The sequence below is a fragment of the Hungatella sp. genome (assembly GCF_046966825.1).
This window is the reverse complement of sequence record NZ_JBKVCZ010000073.1, coordinates 1-25751: the sequence shown is the minus strand read 5'-3', so window position 1 is coordinate 25751 and position 25751 is coordinate 1. Positions and strand designations below refer to the sequence as shown.

The window sequence follows — 25751 nt, the reverse complement described above, 5'->3', positions numbered from 1 at the left end:
CTTGACAAATGGATCTGCCGAGGCGTATGATTAGGATAACAAATGGATACATTATCATATATCAAATATCAAAAGTGTATCCGATAAAAAAGGAGGGGCTTTATGGATCCAGTAGTTGTTACACTGTTGTTTCTCTTGTTTGCCATTGTGATGTTCGTGTGGGAACGGATTCCGCTGGCAGTCACGTCTATGATTGTATGTATTGGCCTTGTGCTCACGGGAGTGCTGAGCACGAAAGACGCATTTGCGGGCTTTACGAACAGCAATGTCATTCTGTTTGTGGCCATGTTTATTGTCGGGGGCGCGCTTTTTGAGACGGGAATGGCCAACAAGATTGGAGGCGTGGTTACAAAGTTTGCAAAGACGGAGCGCCAGCTGATCGTCACCATCATGATCGTGGTGGGCCTGATGTCGGGCTTCTTATCCAACACGGGTACGGCGGCCGTATTGATTCCGGTCGTAATCGGTATTGCGGCAAAGTCCGGGTATTCGAGATCCAGACTTCTGATGCCGCTGGTATTTGCGGCGGCTCTGGGCGGTAACTTATCTCTGATCGGAGCACCAGGCAACTTAATTGCCCAGAGCGCCCTGCAGGAGATGGGAATGAGCTTCGGTTTCTTCGAATATGCCAAGATCGGCCTGCCGATGCTGATCTGCGGTATCATCTATTTTGCTACCATCGGTTATAAATTCCTGCCGGACAAGACACCGACCGACGGGGACAGCACCTTCGATGAACAGGTGGACTACAGCAGCGTTCCGAGGTGGAAGCAGAGCGTATCCCTGGTTGTCTTAGTCTGTACGATATTAGGAATGATCTTTGAGAAGCAGATTGGAATCAAGCTGGAGATAACCGGATGTGTCGGCGCGCTGATCATGGTCTTAACCGGAGTTATCAGTGAAAAACAGGCCTACAAGGCCATTGACATGCAGACGATCTTCTTATTCGGCGGAACGCTGGCCCTCGCAAAAGCGCTGGAGACCACGGGAGCCGGAGCAGCCATCGCCGATTTCGTGATTGGACTTCTCGGTAAGAATGCGTCTCCGTTCCTGCTGCTGGTAGCCGTATTCATGATTTCCTGTGTGCTGACAAACTTCATGTCCAACACGGCGACGACGGCACTGCTGGTTCCGATCAGCGTCTCGATCGCAGCCGGTATGGGCGCGGATCCGAGAGCTGTTCTCATGGCAACTGTAATCGGCGGCTCCTGTGCCTATGCGACACCGATCGGCATGCCTGCCAACACCATGGTCATCTCACCAGGCGGGTATAAATTTATGGATTATGTAAAAGCAGGGCTTCCGCTCATCGTGGTATCCACGGTTGTGAGTCTGGTGCTGCTGCCCATATTCTTCCCGTTCTATCCGTAGGAACCGGAAAAGAATAATTCAAGATACGTACTGTACATAAGCGGCCTACGGACAGCCGCAAAGTGCATATAACAAGGAGGATGTAAGAAATGAACAAGGAACAGGCTGTTGCACAGATGACAGACACCATGGCAAAGTTCGTGGCTTATTCGGGAAAGGTACTGCCCGATGACGTCTATGCGAAATTGGAAGAACTGAGAGAGAAGGAGACCAGCCCGCTGGCCAAAACCATCTACGATACCATGTTTAAGAACCAGACGCTGGCGAAGGAGCTGGACCGTCCCTGCTGTCAGGATACGGGAGTCCTGCAGTTTTTCGTGAAATGCGGGGTCCATTTTCCACTGATCGGAGAACTGGAGGCGCTGTTAAAGGAAGCGGTGATCGAGGCCACCATCAAAGCACCCCTCCGCCACAACAGTGTGGAGACCTTTGACGAGTATAACACCGGCAAGAATGTGGGAAAGGGAACACCGACTGTATTCTGGGAGATCGTCCCGGACTGCGATACGTGCTGTATCGATACATACATGGCGGGAGGCGGCTGTACACTTCCCGGAAAGGCCATGGTGCTGATGCCGGGAGCCGGATACGAGGGAGTAACCCAGTTCGTCATGGACGTGATGACCAGCTATGGACTGAACGCATGTCCGCCTCTTCTGGTAGGCGTCGGTGTGGCTACCTCCGTGGAGACGGCGGCCCTGCTGTCCAAGAAGGCGTTAATGAGGCCTCTGGGAACTCACAATCCCAACGAGAGAGCCGCCTCCCTGGAACGCCTGCTGGAAGACGGGATCAATAAGATCGGCTTAGGGCCTCAGGGCATGAGCGGAAGCTATTCCGTCATGGGCGTGCATATCGAGAATACGGCCCGCCATCCATCCACCATCGGCGTGGCGGTCAACGTCGGATGCTGGTCGCACAGAAGAGGGCACATCGAGTTTGATAAGGATTTAAACTATACCATCACATCTCATAAGGAGGTAACGTTATAATGGAGAAGAAGGTATTAACGACACCGCTTCGGGCGGAGGATCTGGAAGATATCCATGCCGGAGATATTATATACTTATCCGGCCATATCGTAACCTGCCGTGATGTGGCACACCGCAGACTGATCGAGGAAGGCCGAAAGCTTCCGGTCGATGTGAGGGGCGGAGCCATCTTTCACGCAGGCCCTATCGTAAGGCCCATTCCGGGTTCTGATGACAGGTTTGAGATGGTATCCGTAGGTCCTACCACCAGTATGCGTATGGAGAAATTTGAGAAAGAATTTATTGAGGAGACCGGAGTCAGGGTCATCGTCGGAAAGGGCGGCATGGGAGAGAAAACCATGGAAGGATGCCGGGAAGGAAAGGCGATTCACTGTGTATTCCCAGCCGGATGTGCAGTCGTGGCCGCCACCTGTGTCGAGGAGATTGAGGACGCGCAGTGGCGTGACCTGGGCATGCCGGAGACACTCTGGGTATGCAGAATCAAGGAATTTGGTCCTCTGATCGTCTCCATCGATACCCATGGAAGAAATTTGTTCGAGGAGAACAAGGTGGTGTTTAACCAGAGAAAGGACGAGGCTGTGGAGGAAATTAACAGGCACGTCAGCTTTATCAAATAAAAAATAACAGTTTTCTGCCGGAAGAAGGCCGGTTCGCATCTGCTGCGGACCGGCCTTCTTTTCTGGTTTGCTGTATGGGGCAGAATGGGGAAACCTTCTTCCTTCGGGTCGTTTTATTCGGTGTCTTCCTCTTCATAAGGGATATATTCGCGGGATTCTCCGATTCCCTCATCGTAGAAGTATGCCGGTTCCCGGGGCGTTTTGTTTACATGGAGCTGAAAGACGTCGAACCGCTGGTAGGCTCCCGCGATATCGTGGATTCCCTTTGCCGTGATTTCATTTGCAATGTCGCAGTCGGCGTAAATAATGCCTTCCTGGTTGTTCTCAATCGATGGACAGCATGGCTGTCCGTTAGGGCCGGCGATCATGGTCAGCGCCCAGGACTGGTTGTGAAGCCATTCCTTTAAAGCGGGATCACCCATGGACATCTGCTCCATGGCATCCTCGTCGAGGGAGGCGGAAGAACAGATATTGAATACCTTTGCCTCAAATGCGTGAGCACAGGTACGGACGCGCAGGCAGTCGGCGTAGTTGCCTTTTTCCCTGTTGGTCGGCCAGCAGGGCGGATAAACGGAGATATGAACCTGCTCTCCCTGGGCTACCAGGGCGTAACGGGCCAGTGTATTGGAATTTTCGCCGCAGATCAGGGAACCGATCCGGCCGATCTCCGTATCGTGAATATTGAGCGAAGAGCCGTCGCCGAACGACCATACCAGCTTTTCTCCCCATGCGGGAAGAAGCTTTCTATGGTGGCCGATCATGTTGCCTTCCCGGTCGAACAACAGGGTGGTATTCCACATTGTCCCAAAGTTGGACGTGCTCTTCTCGCAGATACCGACGGATAGGAAGATGCTGTTGTCACGGGCAATTTTCTGCAGTTCATGAAAGGCAGGTCCTGGAACGGTTACTGCATTTTCAAACAGTCTCTTGTAAAATGGATGCTGGTCTACCGGCGGCAGGAACAGGCACCAGAGCGGGAAGGTAGGAATAAAGGATTCCGGGAATACTACGAGATCCGCGCCGTTATCTTTTGCTTCCTTTGTCAGGCGGGCGACCTTCTGAACCGTCGCATCGCGGTTTAAGAATACGGGAGCCGCCTGAACGGCTGCGGCTCTTAATTTAGGCAGTGTATCACCGATTGTGTGAGTAACTTCTTTGACTGTTTCTTTTTTAGACATAATATCTGCACTCCTTTTCTCTTGGTTGTATGTTTGACTTATTTTATGAGCGGCGGATTATCGCACCGCCGTCTTTCTACGGTATCAGCCCCAGAATCTTCCAGTAAGGCACGCTTGCGGTCAGCGCCAGAATGCTTACGATGTGGAAGACCAGACAGAACGGTACCAGCATGGTATGGCTGAGTTTCTCATCTCCGCCGGCTGAGTTGAACGCGGCGAGAAAGTTGATGTTCTGATACTTGGTAAAATACGGGTATACCACGCAGTAGGCCGCCATGGCCGCAATCCATGGACTCATGCCCGCCTGGAGACAGAATGGAGTCAGGATTACGATAAAGAGTGTATAGCAGGTGGTCATATCCACGATGATGAAACGTGCCAGCAGGGCGACGGTGGCAATGACAAAGACGAATAAAAACGGATTGCTGATGAGGCTCGCCATGGAGGCTCCGAAGGTATTACCGAGCCAGGTGTCAATTCCCACAGTGGTGATGGCGTTGGCCAGATTGATGGCACCGCCCATAAATGCGATAATGCTCCAGTTGATACGACTGTTATAGTCCTTTGGCGTAATAACGCCCAGGGCCAGCAGCGTGGACATGCCTAAAACTGCTGTAATGGCTGCCGGAATGTTTAAGGTGCGTTCCAGAACCCAGAAGAAGATACAGGCAACGAGCACGATCAGCGTGATCTTTTCATTTCTCGACATGGGGCCTAAGTCGGTCAGCATCTTGTTGACGTCTTCCTTTGTCAGCTTCGGTGCCTGTGTGGGCCGGTAAAGGATCCGGATGGCGAAGTAGCTGGCAATGGTACAGATAATGAGCCAGGGGAGCATGGCGCGCAGCCAGAACATCCAACTGAACTGGGCCTGTACATTTTCCGGAAGTAGTCCCATGATGATGTAGGAAAAGAAGGAGGCGCTCAATACCGCCTGGCTTAACAGCGTATAGCCTGCGTACATGGCGGACCACATGCCGGCCATGCCCTTGGAGCGGTCTTCAAATCCCAGTTTCTCGCCGATGTCGGTGGCCATGGCGCCTACGATGGATACCTTGGCAATGGTGGAGGGAATAAACGGGCCAATGATGACACCGGACCCCAGCAGGGCCAGAACCTGCCCGTTAAAGGTCGGCGGGCAGACGCGCATGATCCAGAGCGCGACTCTTGCCAGCAGTCCGCTCTTCGTTACGGCGGCGCCGATTCCCATGGCCGCGATAAGCAGCCAGACCGTGGTTCCCGAGAAACTTCCAAATGCCGTCGTAAATGGCACAATTCCTAAGAGAACCCACGTACAGCACATGATGAAGATGCATACAAAATCGGGGATTGCGTTGGTCATCCAGTTGATAATAGCCCAGATTAACAGACCCATTGTCCACATCGCCTTCTGTTCCAGCCCCCCGGGTGCGGGAATCAGAGCGATGCCAAGGCCCACAGCGATGGCGACAGCTTCGCTTATAAGCTTCTTTTTTGTCTCTTTTGTCATGATAAAAGTACCCCTTCCTTCAAGAAATGAATGACTGGGCACAGCCATCAGTACTTCTCCGCAGCAGCAGCATCCCCCCGGATAATTATGGTTCCTCCTTTCTATTGCCCGATAGATTTGCGATAAAAGTAAGTATCTGTGCCTTCTCCCAATTGCATATTGCAATAGTGACAAAAATATTTGCTATATAAGGAATTATATGTGCAAAACGCCATAATGTAAAATACTAATACATTTATAGACTTATGCCTTTTTTGTTATGTATCAGGGGAAATGATTGATGCTGCAGGTGATATGAATGCGGGTATGATAATAGCCTGAGGCAGAAGCCCCAGGCCGGTGTAGGTGTGTCTATTTTTGAAATGTCTTAAAATAATCCTGAACAAAGTCACGGAACAGGATCGCAGCAGGAGAGAGATATCCCTGTGCGCGCCAGGATAAGTTGATGTAGCGTCTGCACCGCGGAAAGGAGATGGGAACCAGAACGATGTTCTCCGTGCCCATGCCCTGCCAGGTGATGGAGGGGATGAAGGAGATGCCGATGCCCGCGCGGATCAGTTCCCGGACGGTCTCCGGGCTGTCGCTCTCCAGCACGACGGACGGCTCGAAGCCGGCTATTTTGCAGAAGGTGTCGGTGATGGTTCGCAGGCTCTTTCCCTGCTGGAGGCAGATGAATTCTTCGCCCGCTACCTCGCTTAAGTTTAAGTTCTCCCGCTTGGAGAGTGGATTGGACTCCGGCAGGGCCAGGAGAATTTCTTCCTCGATCAGGGAGGCGGAATGATCCTGCGTGCACGGCTGCATGGAGGAAAACAGGGTCAAGTCGCATCCGTCGGGTTGATTCTTGGTTAAGTCTTCCTGGATAATCTGAAGCCGTATGGAGGGATATTCATGTTTAAACGCCATGACCAGTTCCGGCAGAAGCTTGGAAGCCGCATAGAGGGAGAGCGTTACGGTCCGGCTGCGCTCCCCGGCCGCATCACCGATCTCCTGATCGATGTCTTTTAGCTCCTGGAGAATCCGGTTCGTATGCTTTAAGAGAATCTCACCGTAGGAATTCAGGATAATGTTCTTCCCGGAACGCTCAAACAGCTGGACGCCAAGTTCCTTCTCAAGCCGGGAAATCGTGCGGCTTAAAGAAGGCTGTGCTACGTGGAGTTCTTCGGAAGCCCTGGTGATGTGCTGAAGCTCCGCGACTTTCTTAAAATAAGTAAGAGAATGAATATCCATGAATACGCCTCCTTTTATAACAATTTAGATATCATTATGTAACAAAGTATATATTGGACGTTATAAAAAGTCAATGCTATTATTTTTTTATCAGGAACGCATTTTAAGAAAGGGGAGAGCGCATGATTTGGGATAAAGAACGCCGTTCAAAGGCGGAACGGATGGAGAAGGCCGCCGGTTATGCAAGGGGAAAACGAGTCGGGACGGAAGAGATCGTTCCATTTTTAGAGAGTATTTTAAGGCCGGGTGACAGAGTTGTGCTGGAGGGCTGCAATCAGAAGCAGGCCGCATTTTTAGCAGAGGCGCTTAAGGAAGTGAATCAGGAAAAAGTCCATGATCTGAATATGATTATTCCTTCGATTTCCAGGGATGAGCACCTGGATCTCTTCGAAAGAGGGATAGCGTCGGAAATCAACTTTTCCTTTGCCGGGGTACAGAGCAGGCGGCTGGCGGAAATGGTGGCGGAGAACACCGTGAAAATCGGGGCAATCCACACGTATCTGGAGCTGTACGGCAGGCTGTATGTGGATTTGACGCCCAATGTCTGTCTGATTGCTGCGGACAAAGCGGACTCAAACGGAAATTTATACACCGGCTATAACACGGAGGAGACGCCCATGCTGGCGGAGGCAGCCGCATTTAAGAGCGGGATTGTCGTCGCACAGGTCAACGAGATCGTGGGAGAGGGGGACCTCCCACGGGTTGATATTCCGGGCGGCTGGGTGGATTATATTGTGAAGGCGGACGAGCCATATCCCATGGAACCATTGTTTACCAGAGATCCGGCCCAGATTCAGGAGGCCCATATTCTGATGGGTATGATGACGATCAAGGGAATCTATGCAAAGCACGGTGTGGAAAGCCTGAATCACGGCATCGGCTACAACGGCGCGGCGATTGAACTTCTGCTTCCTACTTTTGGAGATTATCTGGGACTGAAAGGGAAAATCTGTACCAACTGGGTCTTGAATCCCCATCCCACTCTGATCCCGGCTGTGGAAGCGGGCTGGGTGAAACAGGTATGCGCCTTTGGCGGAGAACTGGGTATGGAGCGGTATACCGCTGCGAGACCTGACATCTTTTTTACCGGAAAGGATGGCATGCTCCGGTCCAACAGGGCGGCCGCCCAGGTGGCAGGGCTCTATGGGATCGACCTGTTCCTGGGAGGCACACTCCAGATGGATTATGAGGGGAACTCCTCGACCGTGACGGGCGGACGGCTCAGCGGCTTTGGCGGTGCCCCCAACATGGGAAACAGCACCGGCGGGCGGCGCCATACGACAAAAGCATGGCGCGACATGGCTCCGCTGACCGGTTCCATGGCCTCCGGGCGAAAGCTGGTGGTTCAGATGACAAAGAGCCAGAGCAAATATGGCCCGGCCTTTGTGCCGGAACTGGATGCCGTTAGGATCGGCAGAAAGGCCGGCATGGATGCGGCACCTGTCATGGTCTACGGCGAGGATGTGACTCACGTGGTGACGGAGCAGGGAATCGCCTATCTCTACCAGGCGCAGAACGCAGAAGAGCGCACGAAGATGCTGGGGTGTATCGCACAGGGAACACCGGTGGGCTCCATGGTGGGCAGCGGGGAGATCGAACGTATGCGGAGAGAAGGAAAGGTAGCGTATCCGCAGGATCTTGCCATCTCACCTGACGCGGCGAAGCGTGAACTCTTAGCGGCGAAATCTCTGGAAGAGATTGCCGATCTGTCCGGCGGTTTATATCATGTGCCGGAGCAATTTAGAAAAAAGTCTGAGTGACGGTCTGGAGGGAAAGGGAGTTGGCTACAAAAAAACAGGAAGAACTGTTGATTTTAAAGGATAAACTACGGCTGGGCGGCGGTGAAAAGGCCATAGAAAGGCAGCACTCGGCCGGGAAGATGACCGCCCGTGAGCGGCTTCTGGCGCTGTTTGATGAAGGAAGCTTTGTGGAGACGGGGTTATTTGTGAAACACCGCTGTACGAATTTCGGCATGGAGAAGAAGCCGTCCCCGGGAGAGGGCGTCGTAACAGGATATGGAACGGTGAATGGCAGGCTTACATATGCCACTGCCCAGGATTTTACCGTGATAGGCGGTTCTCTGGGAGAAATGCATGCGGACAAGATTGTAAAGACGCAGGAGGCAGCCATGAAGGCGGGAGCCCCCATGATCTGCATTAATGACTCGGGGGGAGCGCGCATTCAGGAAGGTGTGGATGCCCTGGCGGGCTATGGACGTATTTTCTATAACAATACTATGGCTTCCGGGGTGATTCCCCAGATATCCGTGATTATGGGGCCGTGCGCCGGCGGCGCTGTGTACTCGCCGGCCCTGACGGATTTTATTTTCATGGTAAAGAATACAAGCCAGATGTTTATAACCGGTCCTTCGGTAATCGCGGCTGTCACGGGGGAGTCGGTGACAGCGGAGGAGCTGGGGGGAGCGAGGACCCATAATGCGATCAGCGGAGTGGCCCATTATATGGCGGAGGATGAGGGAAGCTGTATCCGGCAGATCAAAGAACTGCTGGGCTATCTCCCTCAGAACAACATGGAGAACCCGCCGGAAATGGATCTGTGCGACGACTGGAACCGTATGACTGACTCCCTAAATGAACTGATACCCGAGAACCCGGGGAAGCCCTATGACATGAAGGCCGTCATCGAAGCCCTGGCAGACGGCGGTCAGTTCATGGAATATCAGGAGTATTTTGCCCCCAATCTCATTACCGGATTCATTCATATGGGAGGACGGAGCACGGGAGTGATTGCAAACCAGCCAAAGGCCATGGCGGGATGCCTGGATATCAATGCCTCCGACAAGGCCGCGCGTTTTATCCGTACGTGTGATTCCTTTAATATACCGCTCCTTACACTGGTGGATGTGCCGGGATTTCTGCCCGGTACGATGCAGGAGCACAATGGAATTATCCGTCACGGCGCCAAGATGCTGTACGCTTACAGCGAGGCGGTAGTACCGAAGATAACGGTAATCACGAGAAAATCATACGGTGGGGCCTATATCGGAATGTGCTCCAGACATCTGGGAGCCGACGCGGTCTTTGCGTGGCCGGATGCTGAGATTGCAGTAATGGGAGCCGATGGGGCTGCTAACATTATCTTCTCCAAAGAGATAAAGAACGCTTCCGACGGAGCGTCCAGGCGGAAGGAAAAGATTGCCGAGTACCAGGAGGCAATGATGAATCCGTATGTGGCGGCTTCCAGAGGATATGTGGATGACGTCATCATGCCGGCCGAGACGAGAAAACGCGTTATCAGCGCGCTGGAGGCGTTCCGCGGCAAGCGGGTTCAGAAAATGCCGAAAAAGCATGGAAATATTCCATTGTAGGAGGTGTGTCATGTTTGGTGATAGTGTGACTGTGGCGGATACGCTGTTGATTTCCGGATTCAGTATACTGATTGTGTTTCTGGTGCTGCTTCTGCTCTCCTTTATGATTGATTTCTGTGCCTGGCTTTTAAGACGGCGGGAGATGAAGGGGGAGGATGGACAACGGGCGGAGACGGTAAAGACAGGAAATGGAAACGCTGCGGCCGGTATGCCTTCCTCACAGGAGCCCGGCGCCGGGCCGACGGCTGGAAACAAAAGCGATGCGGTGCTTGTCGCTGCGGCGGTTGCGGCATATCTGGCGGTGGACCCGGACGAAATTGTGGTGCGAAGAATTACCAGAGTGGAAGACTGTGACAGCGCGTGGGCCCAAAATGCTCGACAGGAATCCATACGATAAAGAACAGGAAAAGGAGTTAAAACCATGGGAATAAAAGTATTTCGGATCGTGCTTGACGGTGTAGTTCATGAGGTGGAAGTGGAAGAGATTCACCGGAATGTGCAGAGCGGTGGTTATGCGGCGCCGGCGAGGCCCGTTCCGCAGAATCAATCCGCAGGAGGAACTGGAGCAGCTGCAGAGCAAAAGAGAAACGGCGCCTCCGCAGGCGGCGAAGTGATCACCGCGCCTCTTCAGGGAACCGTTCTGGCGGTTCCGGCAGCTTCCGGACAGACGGTAAAATGCGGGGAAGTGCTGGTCATCATCGAGGCAATGAAGATGGAAAATGAGATTATCGCCCCGCGCGACTGCATGGTGACCTCCATCATTACCTCAAAAGGCGCTTCCGTGGCAGCAGGGGATCCGCTGCTCGAAATCTCTTAAGGAGGCTAAAAGGATGAATGGAATTTTACTGGAGTTCTGGAAGAGCAGCGGATTTTCACAGCTGTTTCAGTGCGATACTGTGCTGTTTGGCCTGCATATGCCCGGCGAACTCATTATGATCGCAATTGCCTGTCTCTTTCTCTATCTGGCGATTCATAAGGGATATGAGCCTTATCTTCTCATTCCCATTGCGTTCGGTATGCTTCTGGTGAATCTTCCGAAGACCGGTCTGATGGCCGCCGCGGTGGGGGACGAAAATGGAGGCCTTCTATATTATCTATACCAGGGAACCAATTTAGGGATCTATCCGCCGCTGATCTTTCTGTGCATCGGCGCAGGGACGGATTTCGGGCCGCTGCTGGCCAATCCGCGGAGTCTCCTTTTAGGGGCAGCGGCCCAGCTGGGAATCTTTCTAACCTTTATCGGAGCAATTATGCTGGGTTTTGTAGGACCGGAAGCCGCCTCCATCGGAATCATCGGAGGCGCGGATGGGCCGACGGCGCTTTACTTAACCAGCAAGCTGGCTCCGCATCTGCTGGGAGCCATTGCCATTGCGGCCTATTCCTATATGGCGCTGGTACCTATTATACAGCCGCCGATTATCCGTCTCCTCACGACAGAGAAAGAGCGGAAGATCAAGATGGAGCAGCTGAGAGCGGTCGGTAAAACGGAGAAGATCGTATTTCCTATCGTGGTAACCTTATTTACGGTCCTGCTTCTGCCGTCGGCAGGCGCGTTGATCGGTATGCTGATGCTGGGGAATTTAATAAAAGAATCAGGATGTGTCCCACGCCTCGTGGACGCATTACAGAATTCCCTGATGTATATTATCTCTGTCTTTCTGGGGATTACTGTTGGGGCAAAGGCCAGCGCTGACGCATTTCTGCGGGTGGATACGTTAAAGATCATTGTTCTGGGCCTGATCGCATTTTCGGTGGGAACCGCCGGCGGTGTACTGCTTGGCAAGGTGATGTGTAAACTGTCCAATGGCAGGGTGAACCCCATGATCGGCGCCGCAGGCGTTTCCGCGGTCCCGATGGCGGCCCGCGTGGTACAGAAGGAAGGCCAGAAATACAACCCCTCCAACTTTTTACTGATGCACGCCATGGGCCCCAATGTGGCCGGTGTCATCGGCTCGGCGGTGGCGGCTGGAATGCTCCTGTTATTTTTCCAGTAGCAGGAAACGTCGTTTTGTAATCCGTATGCCCGCCTTTCCTTCCCAGGGCAGAGCGGTGAGACAGACAGTATGTCCGGGAACTATTTTTGCCAGTAGATTCTGGGTTCAATCCATTGTATAATAAAATCAGCCGGCAGGTCATGGTATGGCCTGCTTTCTGATTTTACTTTATTGGGAGGAATCCGGAATTCGGGTTTTTTATTATGGAAGGAATTTAATTATGTCAGAGAATAAAAATGGTTTGGAAATAGAGATGACATGTAATAATGAAGAAACAGCATCAAATACAGATCAGGTGTCCCCCAACGGATTCCTTCCGTACGCCCTTTCTCAGGAGATCGTCCGTGCATTGGAGCTCCTGGGGTATCACGAACCAACGGAGATACAGCGGGAAGTGATCCCTATGGTTCTGGAAGGAAAGAATGTGGTGGCGCGGTCCAGGACGGGGACGGGAAAGACGGCGGCATTCGGTATTCCGCTCTGTGAAAAGATTGTCTGGGAAGAAAATCTGCCGCAGGCGCTGGTGCTGGAGCCCAGTAGGGAACTGGCGGTTCAGGTGAGCAGCGAGCTGTTTCACATAGGACGAGGCAAACGCCTGAAGGTCCCGGCGGTCTTTGGCGGCTTTCCGATTGATAAGCAGATACGCACGATCAAACAGAAGTCTCACATTGTCGTGGGAACTCCGGGCCGCGTCATGGATCTGATTCAGAGGGACTGTTTAAAACTCACCGGCATCCGGTATCTGGTCATCGACGAGGCGGATCTCATGCTGGACATGGGGTTCCTGGACGAGGTGAAACAGATCATGGCTCTTCTGCCGAAAGGCGGAACGGTTCTTCTGTTCTCAGCTACACTGGATGAGAAGGTGCGGCTCCTGGTGGAGGAGTATATGGCGGACGCCGTCATGATTGCCCCGGAGGCGGATACAGAGGAAGAGGAACCCGCGATCTCCCAGGCGGTATACCGCACGGACCAGGAAGAGAAATACGACCTGCTGAAACGGGTCCTGATTCTGGAAAACCCGGAGAGCTGCATGATATTCTGCGGAACCAGAGATGGTGGCGTGCCCTTCAGAAGCTTAAGAGAGACCGGATATTCTGTGGGATGATTCATGGAGAAATGGAGCAGAGGGAGCGTTTAAAAACAGTGGACGCTTTCCGGAGAGGCGGCTTCCGCTATCTGATCGCAACCGATGTTGCGGCCAGGGGGATTGATTTCGATAAGATCGATCTCGTAGTGAATTATGATTTCCCGGGCGGCCGTGAGACCTACGTACACCGCATCGGCCGGACGGGAAGAAACGGAGAAAAGGGGAGAGCCGTAAGTCTCCTGTGTGAGAACGAGGAGCGGAGGCTTCATATGGTGGAAGCCTATATGGGGCGCGAGCTTCCAGTGACTTCATGCCCCGAACCGGATGAGGAGATGACGAAGGCCTTTTGGGCGCGGCAGAGAGAGAGACGGGCCCCGAAAGCGCAAAAGGGAGCCGCCTTAAACGCTGGAATCACGCGTCTTTCAATCGGAGGAGGCAGAAAATCGAAGATGCGCGCAGTGGACATTGTGGGGACGATCTGCAACATCGATGGGATTGGGGCGGAAGATATCGGTATTATCGACATCAGGGAAAGCCTGACATACGTGGAGATTCTAAACGGCAAAGGTCAGGAGGTACTGGAAAAGCTTCAGGAAAAACCAATTAAGGGCAGGCTGCGGAAAGTGAGGATCGCGCGCAGATGAGTATGACGCTGGTTGATATGGCATGCATTACGCTGCGGGTGATGTGCTGCTGCTGCGTATTCGCATTTTTCCTGTTTTTCTCATTCAAATCGCGGCTGCGGCTGGGATACTGGAAGTCGGCTGCACTGTTTCTGTTTGATATAACGGTGACTGCGGCAGTTACTATCCTGTTTCTCGTTCCGGGATCGCCGCTGCGGGAATATAACATTTATGGGATCTGTCTGTGGCTTCTGGTGTCAGTGGTGGTATTTCGGCTTGTGATAAAGGGCAGCGCCTTTGAAATCCTTTTTATTGTGCTGGTGACGCTGAATTTATACGTGAATATTGTGGCGATTGCAAAGGTGATCGGGAATCTGCTGAACCTGGATTCCGCGGCGGAGACGACGAAGATGGTGCTGGTGCTGGCCGTTTTGGCGGCCTATACGCCTCTTTTGTGGCTTTTAATGGCAAAGCTGTATAAGCAGGTGATTGATTTTCGGCTGTCACTCTCTTTCTGGAACTATATCTGGATTATTCCGGCGCTGACGTACTTGATATTCTATGTGAAAATTGTCAATGATTACTGGATAACCGGGGTCCATACGGGGCCGGGTGACGTGGTTTTCGTGATTCTCTGGTCGTTTGCCACCTATGCATTCTTTTACGTGACGCTGCAGATGATAATTCAGGCGTACAAGGGAATTACGGCGGTGCAGCAGGCGGAAACGGTTTCGGCCCAGCTCACGCTGCAGAAGGAACAGTACGGTAAACTACTGGAAAGCATTGAAAAAACGTCGCGGCTGAAGCATGACTGGCGGCACCATCTCCTGTCCATCAACGGATTTGTGGAGGCGGAGGATATAAAAGGGCTGAAGGAGTATGTAAAAGAGCTGATTCCGGAGTATATAGAGGGAAAAGAGACTTCCATCTGCCGGAACCATATTGCCGATGTCATACTGCGTCATTACGCGGCGGCAGCGGAGGCAGCCGGGATCCGGCTGGATATCAGCGCGGATCTTTCGGAGATACCGGATGTTTCCGATATGGATTTGTGCATCATTTTCGGCAATCTTTTAGAGAACGCGCTGGAGGCGTGCAGCGGTATGGAGGACGGAGCCGGTCATGTGGAGATTCAGGCGGAAATGAGAGGGAAACAGCTGGTCCTTCAGATTCAGAATACATATCAGCGGGATGTGATTTTAAAGGAAGGGAAGTATTACTCCACAAAACACAGCGGAGTGGGGATTGGTCTCTCCTCCGTGGAGAAGGTTGTGGATAAGTATCATGGAATCATGCGGGTCAGCTTTGACGGCATAATTTTTAAGGTCCAGATTCTGCTTTTCTGAATAGGATGCCATTAGAACATCATATCAGATGGGAGAAAACTATGAATCGAAGAGTACTGTTGGAACCGGCGGCGGAGACTGTCTGTATTGAGAATTCAGTTCCACCGCTGATTTTTGAACTGCCGCCGGAAGAGGGACGACGGGTGCTGGAGAAGGCACAGGACGCGCCGGTCTATATGTATCCGGCCCAGGTGGAGGCTTCCATGGTCGAGACAGGCCATTGGGGAAGCATTCCCGTATACCGGGTAACACCGATAAACAGTGAATTTGCAGAAAATGTGATTTTCTACATTCACGGAGCCGGCTGGGTATTCGGGAGTTTCCATACGCATGAGAAGCTGGTGAGAGAGCTGGCCGCCAGGACCGGCTGTACGGTCATTTTTCCGGAATACACCCGGTCTCCCGAGGCGTGTTATCCGACCGCCATCGAGCAGTGCTACAGTGTACTCTGCCAGCTGCCCCAGCTGTTTGAACAGATGGGAAGAAGGCTGAATGCCAATACATTGACCGTGGCCGGAGACAGCGTGGGCGGTAATATGGCGATCGCCATGACGCTGTTCTCCAAATTCAGAAGGGGGCCGGCCATCCACAAGCAGCTTCTCTATTATCCCGTGACCAACGCCTGTTTTAATACGGCGTCGTACTGTGAGTTTGCGGAGTGCTACTACTTATACCGGGCGGGCATGATGTGGTTCTGGGATCAGTACACCACATCGGAATGCTGCAGAAACCAGATCACCGCATCCCCGTTAAGGGCATGTACCGATCACCTTACCGATCTTCCGCAGGCCATGATCTTAAACGGCCAGGCGGATGTGCTGAGAGACGAGGGTGAGGCCTATGCCGAAAAGCTGCGGGCGGCAGGCGTGTCAGTGACGGCGCTGCGTTTCCAGGCGATCATCCATGATTTTGTCATGCTGAATGCGCTGGATCAGACCAACGCGTGCCGGGCGGCGATGGACGTTTCCACGGAATGGATCAACAGGAAGAATATGGAGTGGTACCAGGACAACGAAGAGCGGTCAGCGGATCAGTGATATAGGGAGAGTTCCCGTTTCTGTATGAGTATTTCTGCGTAAACGGGAACTCACATGGTGAAAGTGCGTAGTGAATGCACAACGAATAAACATATCGTAAAATGCGCGATCAGGATAAAATGACATGGAGGTATGTTCAGTTGAATAAAAATATATATTTAAAGCTGCGTCTGGAACGCCAGCATTTTACAAAGCCCGCCGGGAAGAAGGAATATGGAGTGCTGTTTAAGCAGATGTCTCCCGTACTCTGTGTATACTGGAGCTGTCCGGGCTCTCCGCCGGAGCTTTTATACCGCGCGGCATTTGACGACAGGAAGTATTGCTATAAGATGAGGGGAAGCCGTACTATTATGAAGGGAAGATTCCAGAACGGTAATATCGCCTACATTTATGCGGACGAGCTGGAGCTGTTCGCGGCTGTCTACCGGAAGGACAAGCCTCTTACGGACACAGAGCTGGAGCTCTATGAACTTCTGAACCGGGAAGGCCCGATGACGATCCATGTGATGAAGGAGTTCACGGGTATGCTGACGAAGGAGATTACACCCGCCCTGCACCGCCTGCAGGAGAAATTCCTCGTATTCGAAGATCAGGCGGACAGCGAATGGGATCGCGCCTGGTATCCGTTCGAATCCGAGTTTCCCGATGTGAATCTGGAACGGTATACGAAGGAGGAGGCGGAAGAGGAACTGGTAAGGCGGTTTGTGTGGCTGAATGTCTGGATTGACGCGGCCATGGTGAGGTCCTTCTACAGGCTTCCATTAAAGGAAATAAAAGGCGTGCTGGAACGGCTGGTATCAAATGGAACGCTGGCGCCGTATGAAGGGGGATACGTCCGCAGAGAGGACTTACAGCTGCTGGAGGGGGATCCGTCTGATACAGTGGAGAATGCACCGAAGGAAACGGAGAAACATTCCGTTTTTATTCTCCACAAAAATGATTTTCTGGTGAAGTCCAATGAGCACTGGCTGAAGGACACATTTAGACACCCGAAATACGATGTGCTGGGATATCTGCTGATTGATGGTGCGTTTAGGGGATGCCTGCTGGGGCATTTCCGGAACGGGCCCTTTGAACTGGAGGACGTGGCGCTTTGGGCAGAAACAGAGGGAGAGGAACCGGTTTGCCTGAAGAATGAGTCTGCTGATGGATTAAAGGAGGCATTAAAAGAGGATATTCTAAATGCAGTGGAGCTTCTGTATGATCCTGAGATTAGCCCGCTGAAGCGGTATATGGGGGAAATGGTGTAGTGCTGAAAAAAATATTTCAATCCGCGCTTGACTCTCACACTGTGGTACGGTCTATAGTGATATTGAGCTCAAAAACACATATATGTGAGGTGACAAAATGTTGAAGATTGGTGATTTTTCAAAGCTGTCGAGAATCAGTATCCGTATGCTGCGCCATTATGATGAAATCGGCCTTATGGAACCAAGAGTAGTCGATCCCGCCACCGGTTACCGGTATTACGGGGAGGACCAGCTCTCCGTGGCGGGGCAGATCCAGAGCCTGAAATCCATGGGATTTGGCCTGACGGTTATCCGCGAAATCTTAAACTGCTGCGGCGGACCGGAGGAAATGGAAAAGTTTCTCCGGGTTAAGAAGAAAGAGCTGGAGGACCAGCTGGGCGACATCGGTACGAAGCTGCAGCTTCTTGATAACACCATCGAATGGATCAGAAAGGATGGAAATATGATGGATTATCAGGTAACGTTAAAAACTCTGCCGGAGAGGTATGTCGCAAGTGTCAGAAAAGTGATTCCGGCTTACGACCAGGAGCATATTTTATGGGGGATTCTCCATGGAGAGACGGGCAGTCAGAATCTGCAGATGGCATCCCCGGTGTATGGATTGGCTGTCTTCCACGATGAAGGTTACAAGGAGCAGGATGTGGATGTGGAGATTCAGATTTCCGTTGCGGGAACATATAAGGACACGGAGCATGTGAAATTTAAGACCGTGCCGCCTGTGCTGATCGCTTCCGCTACCTACCAGGGAAGCTATGCACAGATCACCAGAGTCAACGAGGCGGTAGCCCGCTGGATTCACGACAACGGTTACGAGTACGATGGTGCTTCGTTCTGCATCTACCACGTCAGCCCCCACGACACATCGGATCCGGAGAAAATGGTGACGGAGGTGTGTTATCCGGTGAGGAAGAAATAGATAAGGAAACAAACAAAGGCGGATGGGATATGCTGCAGCCAGCATATCCCATCCGCCTTATTCGCCTGCACCAGGCCCCGGCGGCGCCAGCAGAACCTGGGTCAAATCGCCGCTCAGCCGTATTTCCCATCCATCAAAGCCGGAGGGCGGCTTTAAAAACGATTCCCGGTCCGTCTCGGTCAGCTGCCGGTAGGGAGGAGCCGCTTCGGCAATTACGATAGGAATGCCGGCGTCATTGGGGCTTACATAGCCGGAGCCGTCAATCTGAATCCTGGAACCGGCAGCCAGCGGCCCTACGATCCTGACGATGGAGTTTCGCGAGGAGAGATAGACACCGTTTGTGATGACTCGTGTGTTTTCGGCCCGGAGCTCTCCGCTGTTGTAGATGCCCGGTGCGTACAGGGCGGCGGTGTTCGTGCCCTCACCGCCGAAATCCCCGGTGGAGGAGAGGGTGACGCTGGACTGCTCTGCGTTATAGATGCCGCCTCCCGCGTCCGAGCTGTTTCGGCTGACGGTGCCGCCGGTGATCAGCAGGGCTGCGCCGGTATCGTTGTAGAAGCCGCCGCCGTAGACGGCGTGGTTATCCAGGATTTCACCGCCTTTCATGGCAAATACACTCCGGTCACGGAGCCAGACGCCGCCGCCGTAATGGGAGGAACGGTTGTCATGGACCGATCCGCTCAAGAAGGTGAGACGTGACTGACCGGAAGCGGCAATACCGCCTCCGTGGGAGGAGGCCGTGTTATGGCTTATCTCGGTCCCGTTTAACGTTATGACGGCAGGCAGGTCAGCGGCGGTGTTTTTAAACCAGAATCCGCCGCCGGACCCGGATTCGCCGCTTTGCGCCGTGTTGTCAGACAGGCGGCTCTCAAGAAACGTCACGGCCCCGCCGAAATTCGTGAGCAGATAGATGCCGCCTCCGGTCCCCGCGGTATTGCCGGTGACAGCAGATTCGGTGATCAGGAGGTCCGCTCCCGCGGTGGGCGCCAGACAGCAGATGCCGCCCCCCGTCCCTGCGGCCGTATTGGCGGAAATTGTGACACCGTCCGTCACGATCATACGGTCTCCGCAGTTTGCTCCGTAAAAGAAGACGGCGCCTCCGTGAACGGCGGTATTTCCGGAAAGAACGACGGATCCATCCAGCACGAGAAGCGAGGGTGCGCTGTCTCCCGGCCGGTATCCCGAAAATGAGATGCCTCCGCCTGTAAAATGCGAAACATTGTCCGTGATCCGTGCCTGTTCCATGACAGCCAGGGTGCCGCCGAGACAGGGGATTTCGGAAGTGAAACTGAGTCCGCCTCCGTTCAGCGCCGAATTGTGGTCGATCACAGCCTGGTCAGAGATGGAGATGCAGTCGTCGGGACTGCTTAAGGAGACCGCCGCCCCGCCGCCGTTTGCCCGGGAGGAACAGCCGGTGATCCTTGCGCTGCCGTTCATCTCAAAGCGGTTCGTACAGCAGGTTCCGCCGCAGATCCGGACGCCGCCGCCGTCGCTGTAAGAACTGTTATTTTTTAACACGGACTGCGTATCCAGACAGAGGGAGCCATCTGTCACGCAGATGAGGGAACTCGCCAGCACGGAAGCCGGATCATGGTCCTCCGAACGACCGTCGAGGGTGATGTTTGCAAGCCGGAGGGCGCCGCCTCCGAAGATCCGGAACAGAAAGCCGTCATAGCCCGGATCCTTAAAGAGCGTATGAAGGGAATACGGCGCAAGACTTTCTATCGCAACATCATACAGGATATTCAGCTGGGAAGTGAGGGGGAAATCAGCGGTTATCTGTATGGAGGGTTCCTGACGGAACAGCGCGGCGGCCAGCTGTGCCTGATTCGATACGTGTGCCATGTGGCTTCACCTCCTTTCTCATAGATATATCATTTTATGCGGAGGCCGAAGCGCGTGATACCGAAATCCCGGCTTAAGTTAATGACGAAAGCAGCTTTTCATAATTCTGTAAGTTTACAAGTTTATCCTGCGGAGGAACAGGGGAAATTGTCATTTCCAGTTCGGGATGCTATAATAGAATCCATTAAAGAATAAATAAGAACTGTGAAAAAGCTGGATTGGGGAGATATGAAAAAAGTCTGGAAAATGGAACGCTACCGTGATGCGTCCATTCAGAAAAAACTTACTTTATCGACTTGGCTGGTGGCAATTATACCGATTATGATAATATTTGCCATCGTTTTTTTCGTGTTCATAAATGTTAGCGTGGAGAATTCAAAACGCCAGTCTCAGATGCTTTTGGACAAGACGGTGGAAGAACTGGATTCGTATTTCGCACAGGCACAGGAGGGCATGAATCTGATGGTAACGGACATCAATGTACAGAATGCCATCGATGATTACGTGACGGGAACCTATAAGGAAAGGCTGGATTTAAGGGATTTTATCAGGAACCGCCTGACCAATATGAGCACTGTGGGGAGACGAACAGGGGCGATATCCATCTACATTAAGGAGGCCGATAAGACGTTTTCCAGAGACTTTTCCGACAAGGATCTGTCGGCGGCCTGCGCCGGTGCGCCCTGGTTTGAGGCACTGCTGGCGGGGGATACCTCCTTTGTCCGGGAGGACGGAGATTCCCTGCAGGACGGGAGGCCGGTCTGGATTCTGGCGTCCAATATAGTCAGCGTCAAAAACGGAGAGGTACAGGGGCTGGTCTATGTGGAGCTGGATAAACAGAAGATGATTCAGCCTTTTTACGATTTGGTGGAGGGCAGCGGGGATGAGATCATCTGCAGTGGAAACGAGATTATCTCCGACACCTATAAGGAAGGCAACCACTTTGTCCCGGTGTACTCTTATTCCTCGGCTCTTGGGCAGGACGTGGAGTTCCGGCTTCAGTTAAAGGAACTGCAGAGAGGCTACGGCGCGGCCCTGATTTATTTCCTGATCGGCATGGTAGTCCTCATTATCCTGATCTATCTCAGCGACAAGCTGCTGGCGGACTGGTTTTCCAGGAGAATCATCACGCTGCGGGATGCGACGAGGGAGATCGCCACAGGGAATTTAGACGTGGTCGTCTGCGATGATCATCCCGATGAGATCGGAGAACTGGTACAGAGCTTAAATACCATGGTAAGGGATATGAAGCGCCTGATTGAAAGCGAGTATCTGGTCAAAATTGAAAGCCAGCAGGCTACCCTTAAGGCGCTTCAGAGCCAGATTAACCCTCATTTTATCTACAACACGCTGGAGAGCATCTCCATGCTGGCGCTGATTCGGGATAATTATGAGATTGTGGATATGGCACAGGCATTTTCTATGATGATGCGCTATTCCATGGAGCCGTCCACCCTTGTGGCGGTCAGAGAAGAGGTCGAGAATGTGCGGAATTTCGTGACAATTCAGAAAATTCGTTTCCCGGACCGTTTTCTCGTGGAATATGCAATCGATGAGGAGTGTATGGCGGAAATGATACCGAGACCGACCATGCAGCCGCTGGTGGAAATGCGTTTAACACGGTTTCGAGGATACGCCGGAGCACAAGCGTCTGCTGGTTTCTGTTTTAAAGCGGCGTGGGTTCCTCGTAATCAGGATTTTTAACGATGGTATGGCGGTTCCGGCAGAGCGCATCGCCAGAATCAGGGAACTGTTAATGCCGGACAACCAGGAGGAGACTCTGGATTGTTTTGCGCTGCAGAATTTGAGCAGGCGCCTGAAGCTTCTGTTTGGGGGAAACAGCCGGGTGACGCTGCGCTCGGGAAATGGCATTGGAACCATTGTTTCGCTGAGAATTCCGCTGCGAAAGGAGGGGGAAGAGGACGATGATAAAGATTTTGATCTGTGACGATGAGGCGATCATACGACAGGGAATCAGAAAGATTCTGGAGAATTTCTACGGGGATATCGAGGTGAGGGAGTGCGGTGACGGCATGGAGGGATATAAGACCATGGCTGTGTGGAATCCGGACGCGGTCATCACGGATATCCGTATGCCGGTGTTGGACGGGCTGGCCATGATCGAGAAGGCGCTGGCCGCGGGAATTACGACCCAGTATGTGGTGATCAGCGCGTACCGGGATTTTGAGTATGCCAGGACGGCGATCCGGTGCGGAGTGCGGGAATACATTTTAAAGCCGGTCAACCGTTTTGAACTGACAGACTGCACTTCGCGCCTCCTGGGGATCAGAGAGCAGGCGGAGACGAAGGAAGAGAAGGGAACAGTGCCGGAGGAGAGCGGAAGCATCGGCAGGGCGGTCCAGTACATAGAAAATAATTTTTACCGCAACATCAGCCTGGAGGAGGTCAGCCAGGTGGTTCACATGAACACGGCCTACTTCTCCACGCTGTTTAAAAAACAGACGGGGAAAAAGTATATCGACTACGTAACGGACTTACGCATGGAAAAGGCGAGAAAGCTGATTTTAAATACAGATTTAAAAATCGTGAATATCGCGGAAATGGTAGGATACAGCAGCACAAAGCATTTTGCACGAATCTATAAGGAGAAATACGGAGTTACACCCAATGGAGAGAGATAAAGTGCACAATAATTATGCATAATAAACTTAAAAACTATAAAAACAGCACTAAAACAAAATTTTGGGTCCCTTCTCTTTTGATCAGCCTCTGTTATAATGAGAGTATAAAAGTTAAGCGGAATGAAGCAAACCGAAATAGAAAAAAGGAGGATTTTTTTATGAAAAAAACGCTTGCTGTTGTACTGTCAGCTGTAATGGTCAGTGGGTTAGCCTTAAGTGGCTGCGGAGGTAACAGCACATCAGCCACCACCGCCGCGCCGAAGGAGACGACGACTGCCGCACCGGCGGAGACGAAAAAGGAAGAGACGAAGAAGGAAGAGACGAAAGGGGAAGCCGCATCGGGAGAACAGGTGACGATCACCATGAGCAACTGGCTGGAGGCGGAGGAAGCCACTTCAGATATTTTCAAAGAGCTTCTGAATGATTTCATGGCGGCCAATCCCGACATCAGGGTGGAGTCCCAGGCGATCCCGTTCAACCAGTATAAGGATCAGGTTCTAATCGCAGGAACCTCCGGCAATGCAGCCGATGTCATCATGGGAAATTCGCAGATGATGAGCGCATTTAACGGTGCGGGAATCCTGGCAGAACTGGATGATCTGGCCTCCGGAGATGTGCTGGACGATATTTATCCCGGCTATTTATCGGGAACGACGTATGGCGGAAAGGTAAAGGCATTATCCTGGGCGCCGCATCCGATCGCCATGTATTACAATAAGGACTTATTTACCAAAGCCGGTTTAGACCCGGAAAAAGCGCCGGCAACCTGGGAAGAGATGACGGAAGCTGCGAGGGCCATTGCTAAGCTCGGAAAAGACGAGGCAGGCAATACACTCTATGGCCTGGGAATCCCAACCGGCAAGGTAGCCCACACCGGTACGGTATATAACGGCATTTTCTATGCATACGGCGGTCACTTTGTTGACGACAGCGGAAACGTTGATTTAAATAACGAAGGCAATGTGGAAGCGCTCACGTGGACCAAACAGCTGGTGGATGAAAAAGTAATTCCGGCTGGTCTGGAAATCAAGGATTTAAGAGGTTTATTTGCATCAGGCCAGATCGGCATCATCTTCGACGGCGACATGGGACGCAGCGCATTTAGAAGCAGCAGCGGACTGGGAGAGGATTTTGACAAGAAGATGGGAATCGCCGTGATTCCGACAGGAAAGACCGGACGCAGTGAGACGGTGTATACAGAGCATCAGCTGGGCGTATTTGCAAAATCAGAGCATAAAGAAGCAGCAGTCCGCCTGGTGGAATATTTAATCGGCAAGGATGCCATGGTGAAATACCACAAATCCAACGCAGTGCTTTCCGCAAGAAAATCCATAGCGACTCTTCCGGAGATGAACGAAGATTACTTCATGGAAGTATTTAACAAACAGTCTGAGACGGCCAGCCCGCTTCCGGCTACCAACGCGATGTTTGACAATGCCATGAATGAGGTGACAAAGGCGATCGAACGGATCGTTGTCAATAATGAGGATATTAAAACCGTACTGGAAGAAACCAATAAGACGATCAAAGAAATGTACGGACAGTAAGAATGGAACTGAACTCATCAGTCTGAACGATCACTCGCCCGCACTGCGCACGAGTCACCGTAGCAATCAGGAGCGGCTGCAGATCATCCTGCATCCGCTCCCTTTGTATCTATTGGAGGTTGTATTATGGGTGAAATAACGCGAAAAAAGAAAAAAATCAACTGGTTCATGGTGATGCTTCTGGTACCCGCTCTGGCGATGCTTACAGTTACCATCATCATCCCGGTATTTGTCGTGGTTGGAATGAGCTTCTTTCATTACAATCTGCTGGATATGAGCAATATTAAATGGAACAATTTTTCCAATTATAAAGCGGTCTTTACCGACGCGGAGTTTATCAGGACCTTCGGGAGAACGCTGGTCTATGTGTGCGGGACTGTCATCGCCCAGTTTTTTATAGGTCTGGGGGTGGCGCTGCTGCTGAACAGCGGAAGCCTCAGAGGGAGAAAGGTGTTCAGAAGCCTTTTATTCCTTCCGTGGACGATCCCGTCGCTGGTGGTGGCGGTCACCTGGATGTTTATCTTTCAGCCGCAGTACGGCATTGTCAATTACCTACTGGGCCTGGGGGATTACAGCGTCCTGGGAAGCCCGAAGACGGCTATGCTGGGCGTTATCATTTCGGCGGTGTGGAAACAGATGCCATTGATGATGATTATGCTTCTCTCCGGACTGCAGACAGTGCCGGAGGACCTAAAAGAGGCGGCGGAGATCGACGGAGCCACCGGAGCACAGAAGTTCTGGTGCATCACAGTGCCGTGCATCATGCCGGTTGTGAAAACGGTGACGCTGACCTCCATCGTGTCGAATTTCCAGATGTTCGTTCTGTTCTTCACCATGACAGGAGGCGGTCCGGTCCGCGCGACCACTACGCTGCCCCTGTATACGTATGAGACGGCATTTTCGGGCTTCAATCTGGGCAAGGGCGCGGCCATCGGTGTCTGCTGGCTCGTGTTCCTGGTAATCTTCTCTACGGTTTATAACAGGGTTCTTTCTTCCAAAGAAGTGGAATATTAGGAGGTGAGCAAATGAAGAAGAAAACTTATCGGAAAATTTTTATGTATGCGGCGATTCTGACCGCCACGATCTGCTTCGTATTCCCTATTTACTGGATGCTGCTCACATCCTTAAAGCCCAATGAAGCGATTCTGCGTCTGCCGCCCCAGTTTCTGCCGGTAAACGCCACGCTGGCCAATTACAAGGGGATTTTAACCGACGGAAAATTCCTGATTTTCTATAAAAATAATATTATCGTCTCGGGAATTACC

Annotated in this window: 21 protein-coding genes and 2 pseudogenes; 19 read left to right on the top strand and 4 right to left on the bottom strand. The window is 52.3% G+C overall.

The window, feature by feature from the left end; genetic code table 11:
* Positions 1 to 102: 102 nt before the first annotated feature.
* From ACLTD4_RS20460 to ttdB, 3 genes are all read left to right on the top strand, one after another.
* A complete protein-coding gene (locus ACLTD4_RS20460) occupies positions 103 to 1371 on the top strand; it encodes an SLC13 family permease (RefSeq protein WP_025530028.1) in 1269 nt (422 codons plus the stop codon).
* 89 nt (positions 1372 to 1460) lie between these two features.
* Positions 1461 to 2360 carry a L(+)-tartrate dehydratase subunit alpha gene (ttdA, locus tag ACLTD4_RS20455; RefSeq protein WP_055653243.1) on the top strand — a complete coding sequence of 300 codons (900 nt, stop codon included), beginning with the start codon at positions 1461 to 1463 and terminating at the stop codon, positions 2358 to 2360.
* Complete coding sequence (ttdB, locus tag ACLTD4_RS20450) at positions 2360 to 2977, top strand: L(+)-tartrate dehydratase subunit beta (RefSeq protein WP_002604967.1); 618 nt, start codon at positions 2360 to 2362, stop codon at positions 2975 to 2977. Before ttdA ends, ttdB begins: the two co-directional genes overlap by 1 nt.
* A gap of 113 nt (positions 2978 to 3090) precedes the next feature.
* Here the strand turns inward: ttdB and ACLTD4_RS20445 are convergent, their stop codons facing one another.
* From ACLTD4_RS20445 to ACLTD4_RS20435, 3 genes are all read right to left on the bottom strand, one after another.
* Entirely contained in the window at positions 3091 to 4155 is a 1065-nt protein-coding gene (locus ACLTD4_RS20445; protein ID WP_412331519.1) for a carbon-nitrogen hydrolase family protein, read from the bottom strand.
* Between the two features lie 76 nt (positions 4156 to 4231).
* Complete coding sequence (locus ACLTD4_RS20440; RefSeq protein WP_055653672.1) at positions 4232 to 5641, bottom strand: SLC13 family permease; 1410 nt, start codon at positions 5639 to 5641, stop codon at positions 4232 to 4234.
* A 351-nt stretch (positions 5642 to 5992) separates the two neighbouring features.
* Positions 5993 to 6868, bottom strand: a complete 876-nt coding sequence (locus tag ACLTD4_RS20435; protein ID WP_117621995.1) for a LysR family transcriptional regulator — start codon at positions 6866 to 6868, stop codon at positions 5993 to 5995.
* Between the two features lie 122 nt (positions 6869 to 6990).
* On the opposite strand from ACLTD4_RS20435, the gene mdcA reads away from it, so the two are divergent.
* From mdcA to ACLTD4_RS20385, 10 genes and pseudogenes are all read left to right on the top strand, one after another.
* Positions 6991 to 8628 carry a malonate decarboxylase subunit alpha gene (gene mdcA, locus ACLTD4_RS20430; protein ID WP_117621996.1) on the top strand — a complete coding sequence of 546 codons (1638 nt, stop codon included), beginning with the start codon at positions 6991 to 6993 and terminating at the stop codon, positions 8626 to 8628.
* 20 nt (positions 8629 to 8648) lie between these two features.
* Positions 8649 to 10196 (top strand): acyl-CoA carboxylase subunit beta, encoded by a 1548-nt coding sequence (locus ACLTD4_RS20425; protein ID WP_055653247.1) that lies wholly within the window; start codon positions 8649 to 8651, stop codon positions 10194 to 10196.
* A 10-nt stretch (positions 10197 to 10206) separates the two neighbouring features.
* Positions 10207 to 10593 carry an OadG family transporter subunit gene (locus tag ACLTD4_RS20420; RefSeq protein ID WP_117621997.1) on the top strand — a complete coding sequence of 129 codons (387 nt, stop codon included), beginning with the start codon at positions 10207 to 10209 and terminating at the stop codon, positions 10591 to 10593.
* A 24-nt stretch (positions 10594 to 10617) separates the two neighbouring features.
* Positions 10618 to 11013 (top strand): acetyl-CoA carboxylase biotin carboxyl carrier protein subunit, encoded by a 396-nt coding sequence (locus ACLTD4_RS20415; protein ID WP_117621998.1) that lies wholly within the window; start codon positions 10618 to 10620, stop codon positions 11011 to 11013.
* A 97-nt stretch (positions 11014 to 11110) separates the two neighbouring features.
* Positions 11111 to 12190 (top strand): sodium ion-translocating decarboxylase subunit beta, encoded by a 1080-nt coding sequence (locus ACLTD4_RS20410; RefSeq protein WP_390472966.1) that lies wholly within the window; start codon positions 11111 to 11113, stop codon positions 12188 to 12190.
* Between the two features lie 253 nt (positions 12191 to 12443).
* Positions 12444 to 13924 (top strand): annotated as a pseudogene (locus ACLTD4_RS20405) (DEAD/DEAH box helicase).
* The gene (locus ACLTD4_RS20400; RefSeq protein ID WP_117622000.1) at positions 13921 to 15249 is read left to right on the top strand and encodes a GHKL domain-containing protein; all 1329 of its coding nucleotides are present in this window, start codon (positions 13921 to 13923) and stop codon (positions 15247 to 15249) included. The pseudogene ACLTD4_RS20405 and the gene ACLTD4_RS20400 overlap by 4 nt, the downstream one beginning before the upstream one ends.
* Before the next feature lie 41 nt (positions 15250 to 15290).
* The gene (locus tag ACLTD4_RS20395) at positions 15291 to 16286 is read left to right on the top strand and encodes an alpha/beta hydrolase (protein ID WP_117622001.1); all 996 of its coding nucleotides are present in this window, start codon (positions 15291 to 15293) and stop codon (positions 16284 to 16286) included.
* 140 nt (positions 16287 to 16426) lie between these two features.
* Positions 16427 to 17536 (top strand): DNA glycosylase AlkZ-like family protein, encoded by a 1110-nt coding sequence (locus tag ACLTD4_RS20390; RefSeq protein ID WP_055653253.1) that lies wholly within the window; start codon positions 16427 to 16429, stop codon positions 17534 to 17536.
* Between the two features lie 97 nt (positions 17537 to 17633).
* Positions 17634 to 18452, top strand: coding sequence for a MerR family transcriptional regulator (locus ACLTD4_RS20385; protein ID WP_002604954.1), 819 nt, complete (start codon positions 17634 to 17636; stop codon positions 18450 to 18452).
* Positions 18453 to 18509: 57 nt separating this feature from the next.
* Here the strand turns inward: ACLTD4_RS20385 and ACLTD4_RS20380 are convergent, their stop codons facing one another.
* Positions 18510 to 20297, bottom strand: coding sequence for a hypothetical protein (locus tag ACLTD4_RS20380; RefSeq protein ID WP_117622002.1), 1788 nt, complete (start codon positions 20295 to 20297; stop codon positions 18510 to 18512).
* A gap of 228 nt (positions 20298 to 20525) precedes the next feature.
* Here ACLTD4_RS20380 and ACLTD4_RS20375 point away from each other — a divergent pair, with 228 nt between their 5' ends.
* From ACLTD4_RS20375 to ACLTD4_RS20350, 6 genes and pseudogenes are all read left to right on the top strand, one after another.
* Positions 20526 to 22001: a sensor histidine kinase gene (locus tag ACLTD4_RS20375; RefSeq protein ID WP_412331518.1), complete on the top strand. Its 1476-nt coding sequence runs from the start codon at positions 20526 to 20528 to the stop codon at positions 21999 to 22001.
* Positions 22002 to 22008: 7 nt separating this feature from the next.
* Entirely contained in the window at positions 22009 to 22245 is a 237-nt protein-coding gene (locus tag ACLTD4_RS20370; RefSeq protein ID WP_412331517.1) for a sensor histidine kinase, read from the top strand.
* On the top strand, positions 22223 to 22939 hold the full coding sequence (locus tag ACLTD4_RS20365) for a response regulator transcription factor (protein ID WP_025531541.1): 717 nt from the start codon (positions 22223 to 22225) through the stop codon (positions 22937 to 22939). Before ACLTD4_RS20370 ends, ACLTD4_RS20365 begins: the two co-directional genes overlap by 23 nt.
* A gap of 158 nt (positions 22940 to 23097) precedes the next feature.
* The gene (locus ACLTD4_RS20360) at positions 23098 to 24486 is read left to right on the top strand and encodes an ABC transporter substrate-binding protein (RefSeq protein WP_055653256.1); all 1389 of its coding nucleotides are present in this window, start codon (positions 23098 to 23100) and stop codon (positions 24484 to 24486) included.
* A 126-nt stretch (positions 24487 to 24612) separates the two neighbouring features.
* Positions 24613 to 25500, top strand: coding sequence for a carbohydrate ABC transporter permease (locus tag ACLTD4_RS20355; protein ID WP_002604949.1), 888 nt, complete (start codon positions 24613 to 24615; stop codon positions 25498 to 25500).
* Between the two features lie 11 nt (positions 25501 to 25511).
* Positions 25512 to 25751, top strand: a pseudogene (locus ACLTD4_RS20350) (carbohydrate ABC transporter permease); the annotation flags it as partial.

What these genes read in the sequence shown, in the direction of transcription:
- ACLTD4_RS20460 (WP_025530028.1), top strand. Translation starts at nt 103, where the DNA reads ATGGATCCAGTAGTTGTTACACTGTTGTTTCTCTTGTTTGCCATTGTG.
- ttdA (WP_055653243.1), top strand. Translation starts at nt 1,461, where the DNA reads ATGAACAAGGAACAGGCTGTTGCACAGATGACAGACACCATGGCAAAG.
- ttdB (WP_002604967.1), top strand. Translation starts at nt 2,360, where the DNA reads ATGGAGAAGAAGGTATTAACGACACCGCTTCGGGCGGAGGATCTGGAA.
- ACLTD4_RS20445 (WP_412331519.1), bottom strand. Translation starts at nt 4,155, where the DNA reads ATGTCTAAAAAAGAAACAGTCAAAGAAGTTACTCACACAATCGGTGAT.
- ACLTD4_RS20440 (WP_055653672.1), bottom strand. Translation starts at nt 5,641, where the DNA reads ATGACAAAAGAGACAAAAAAGAAGCTTATAAGCGAAGCTGTCGCCATC.
- ACLTD4_RS20435 (WP_117621995.1), bottom strand. Translation starts at nt 6,868, where the DNA reads ATGGATATTCATTCTCTTACTTATTTTAAGAAAGTCGCGGAGCTTCAG.
- mdcA (WP_117621996.1), top strand. Translation starts at nt 6,991, where the DNA reads ATGATTTGGGATAAAGAACGCCGTTCAAAGGCGGAACGGATGGAGAAG.
- ACLTD4_RS20420 (WP_117621997.1), top strand. Translation starts at nt 10,207, where the DNA reads ATGTTTGGTGATAGTGTGACTGTGGCGGATACGCTGTTGATTTCCGGA.
- ACLTD4_RS20415 (WP_117621998.1), top strand. Translation starts at nt 10,618, where the DNA reads ATGGGAATAAAAGTATTTCGGATCGTGCTTGACGGTGTAGTTCATGAG.
- ACLTD4_RS20410 (WP_390472966.1), top strand. Translation starts at nt 11,111, where the DNA reads ATGCCCGGCGAACTCATTATGATCGCAATTGCCTGTCTCTTTCTCTAT.
- ACLTD4_RS20400 (WP_117622000.1), top strand. Translation starts at nt 13,921, where the DNA reads ATGAGTATGACGCTGGTTGATATGGCATGCATTACGCTGCGGGTGATG.
- ACLTD4_RS20395 (WP_117622001.1), top strand. Translation starts at nt 15,291, where the DNA reads ATGAATCGAAGAGTACTGTTGGAACCGGCGGCGGAGACTGTCTGTATT.
- ACLTD4_RS20385 (WP_002604954.1), top strand. Translation starts at nt 17,634, where the DNA reads ATGTTGAAGATTGGTGATTTTTCAAAGCTGTCGAGAATCAGTATCCGT.
- ACLTD4_RS20380 (WP_117622002.1), bottom strand. Translation starts at nt 20,297, where the DNA reads ATGGCACACGTATCGAATCAGGCACAGCTGGCCGCCGCGCTGTTCCGT.
- ACLTD4_RS20375 (WP_412331518.1), top strand. Translation starts at nt 20,526, where the DNA reads ATGAAAAAAGTCTGGAAAATGGAACGCTACCGTGATGCGTCCATTCAG.
- ACLTD4_RS20370 (WP_412331517.1), top strand. Translation starts at nt 22,009, where the DNA reads ATGGCGGTTCCGGCAGAGCGCATCGCCAGAATCAGGGAACTGTTAATG.
- ACLTD4_RS20365 (WP_025531541.1), top strand. Translation starts at nt 22,223, where the DNA reads ATGATAAAGATTTTGATCTGTGACGATGAGGCGATCATACGACAGGGA.
- ACLTD4_RS20360 (WP_055653256.1), top strand. Translation starts at nt 23,098, where the DNA reads ATGAAAAAAACGCTTGCTGTTGTACTGTCAGCTGTAATGGTCAGTGGG.
- ACLTD4_RS20355 (WP_002604949.1), top strand. Translation starts at nt 24,613, where the DNA reads ATGGGTGAAATAACGCGAAAAAAGAAAAAAATCAACTGGTTCATGGTG.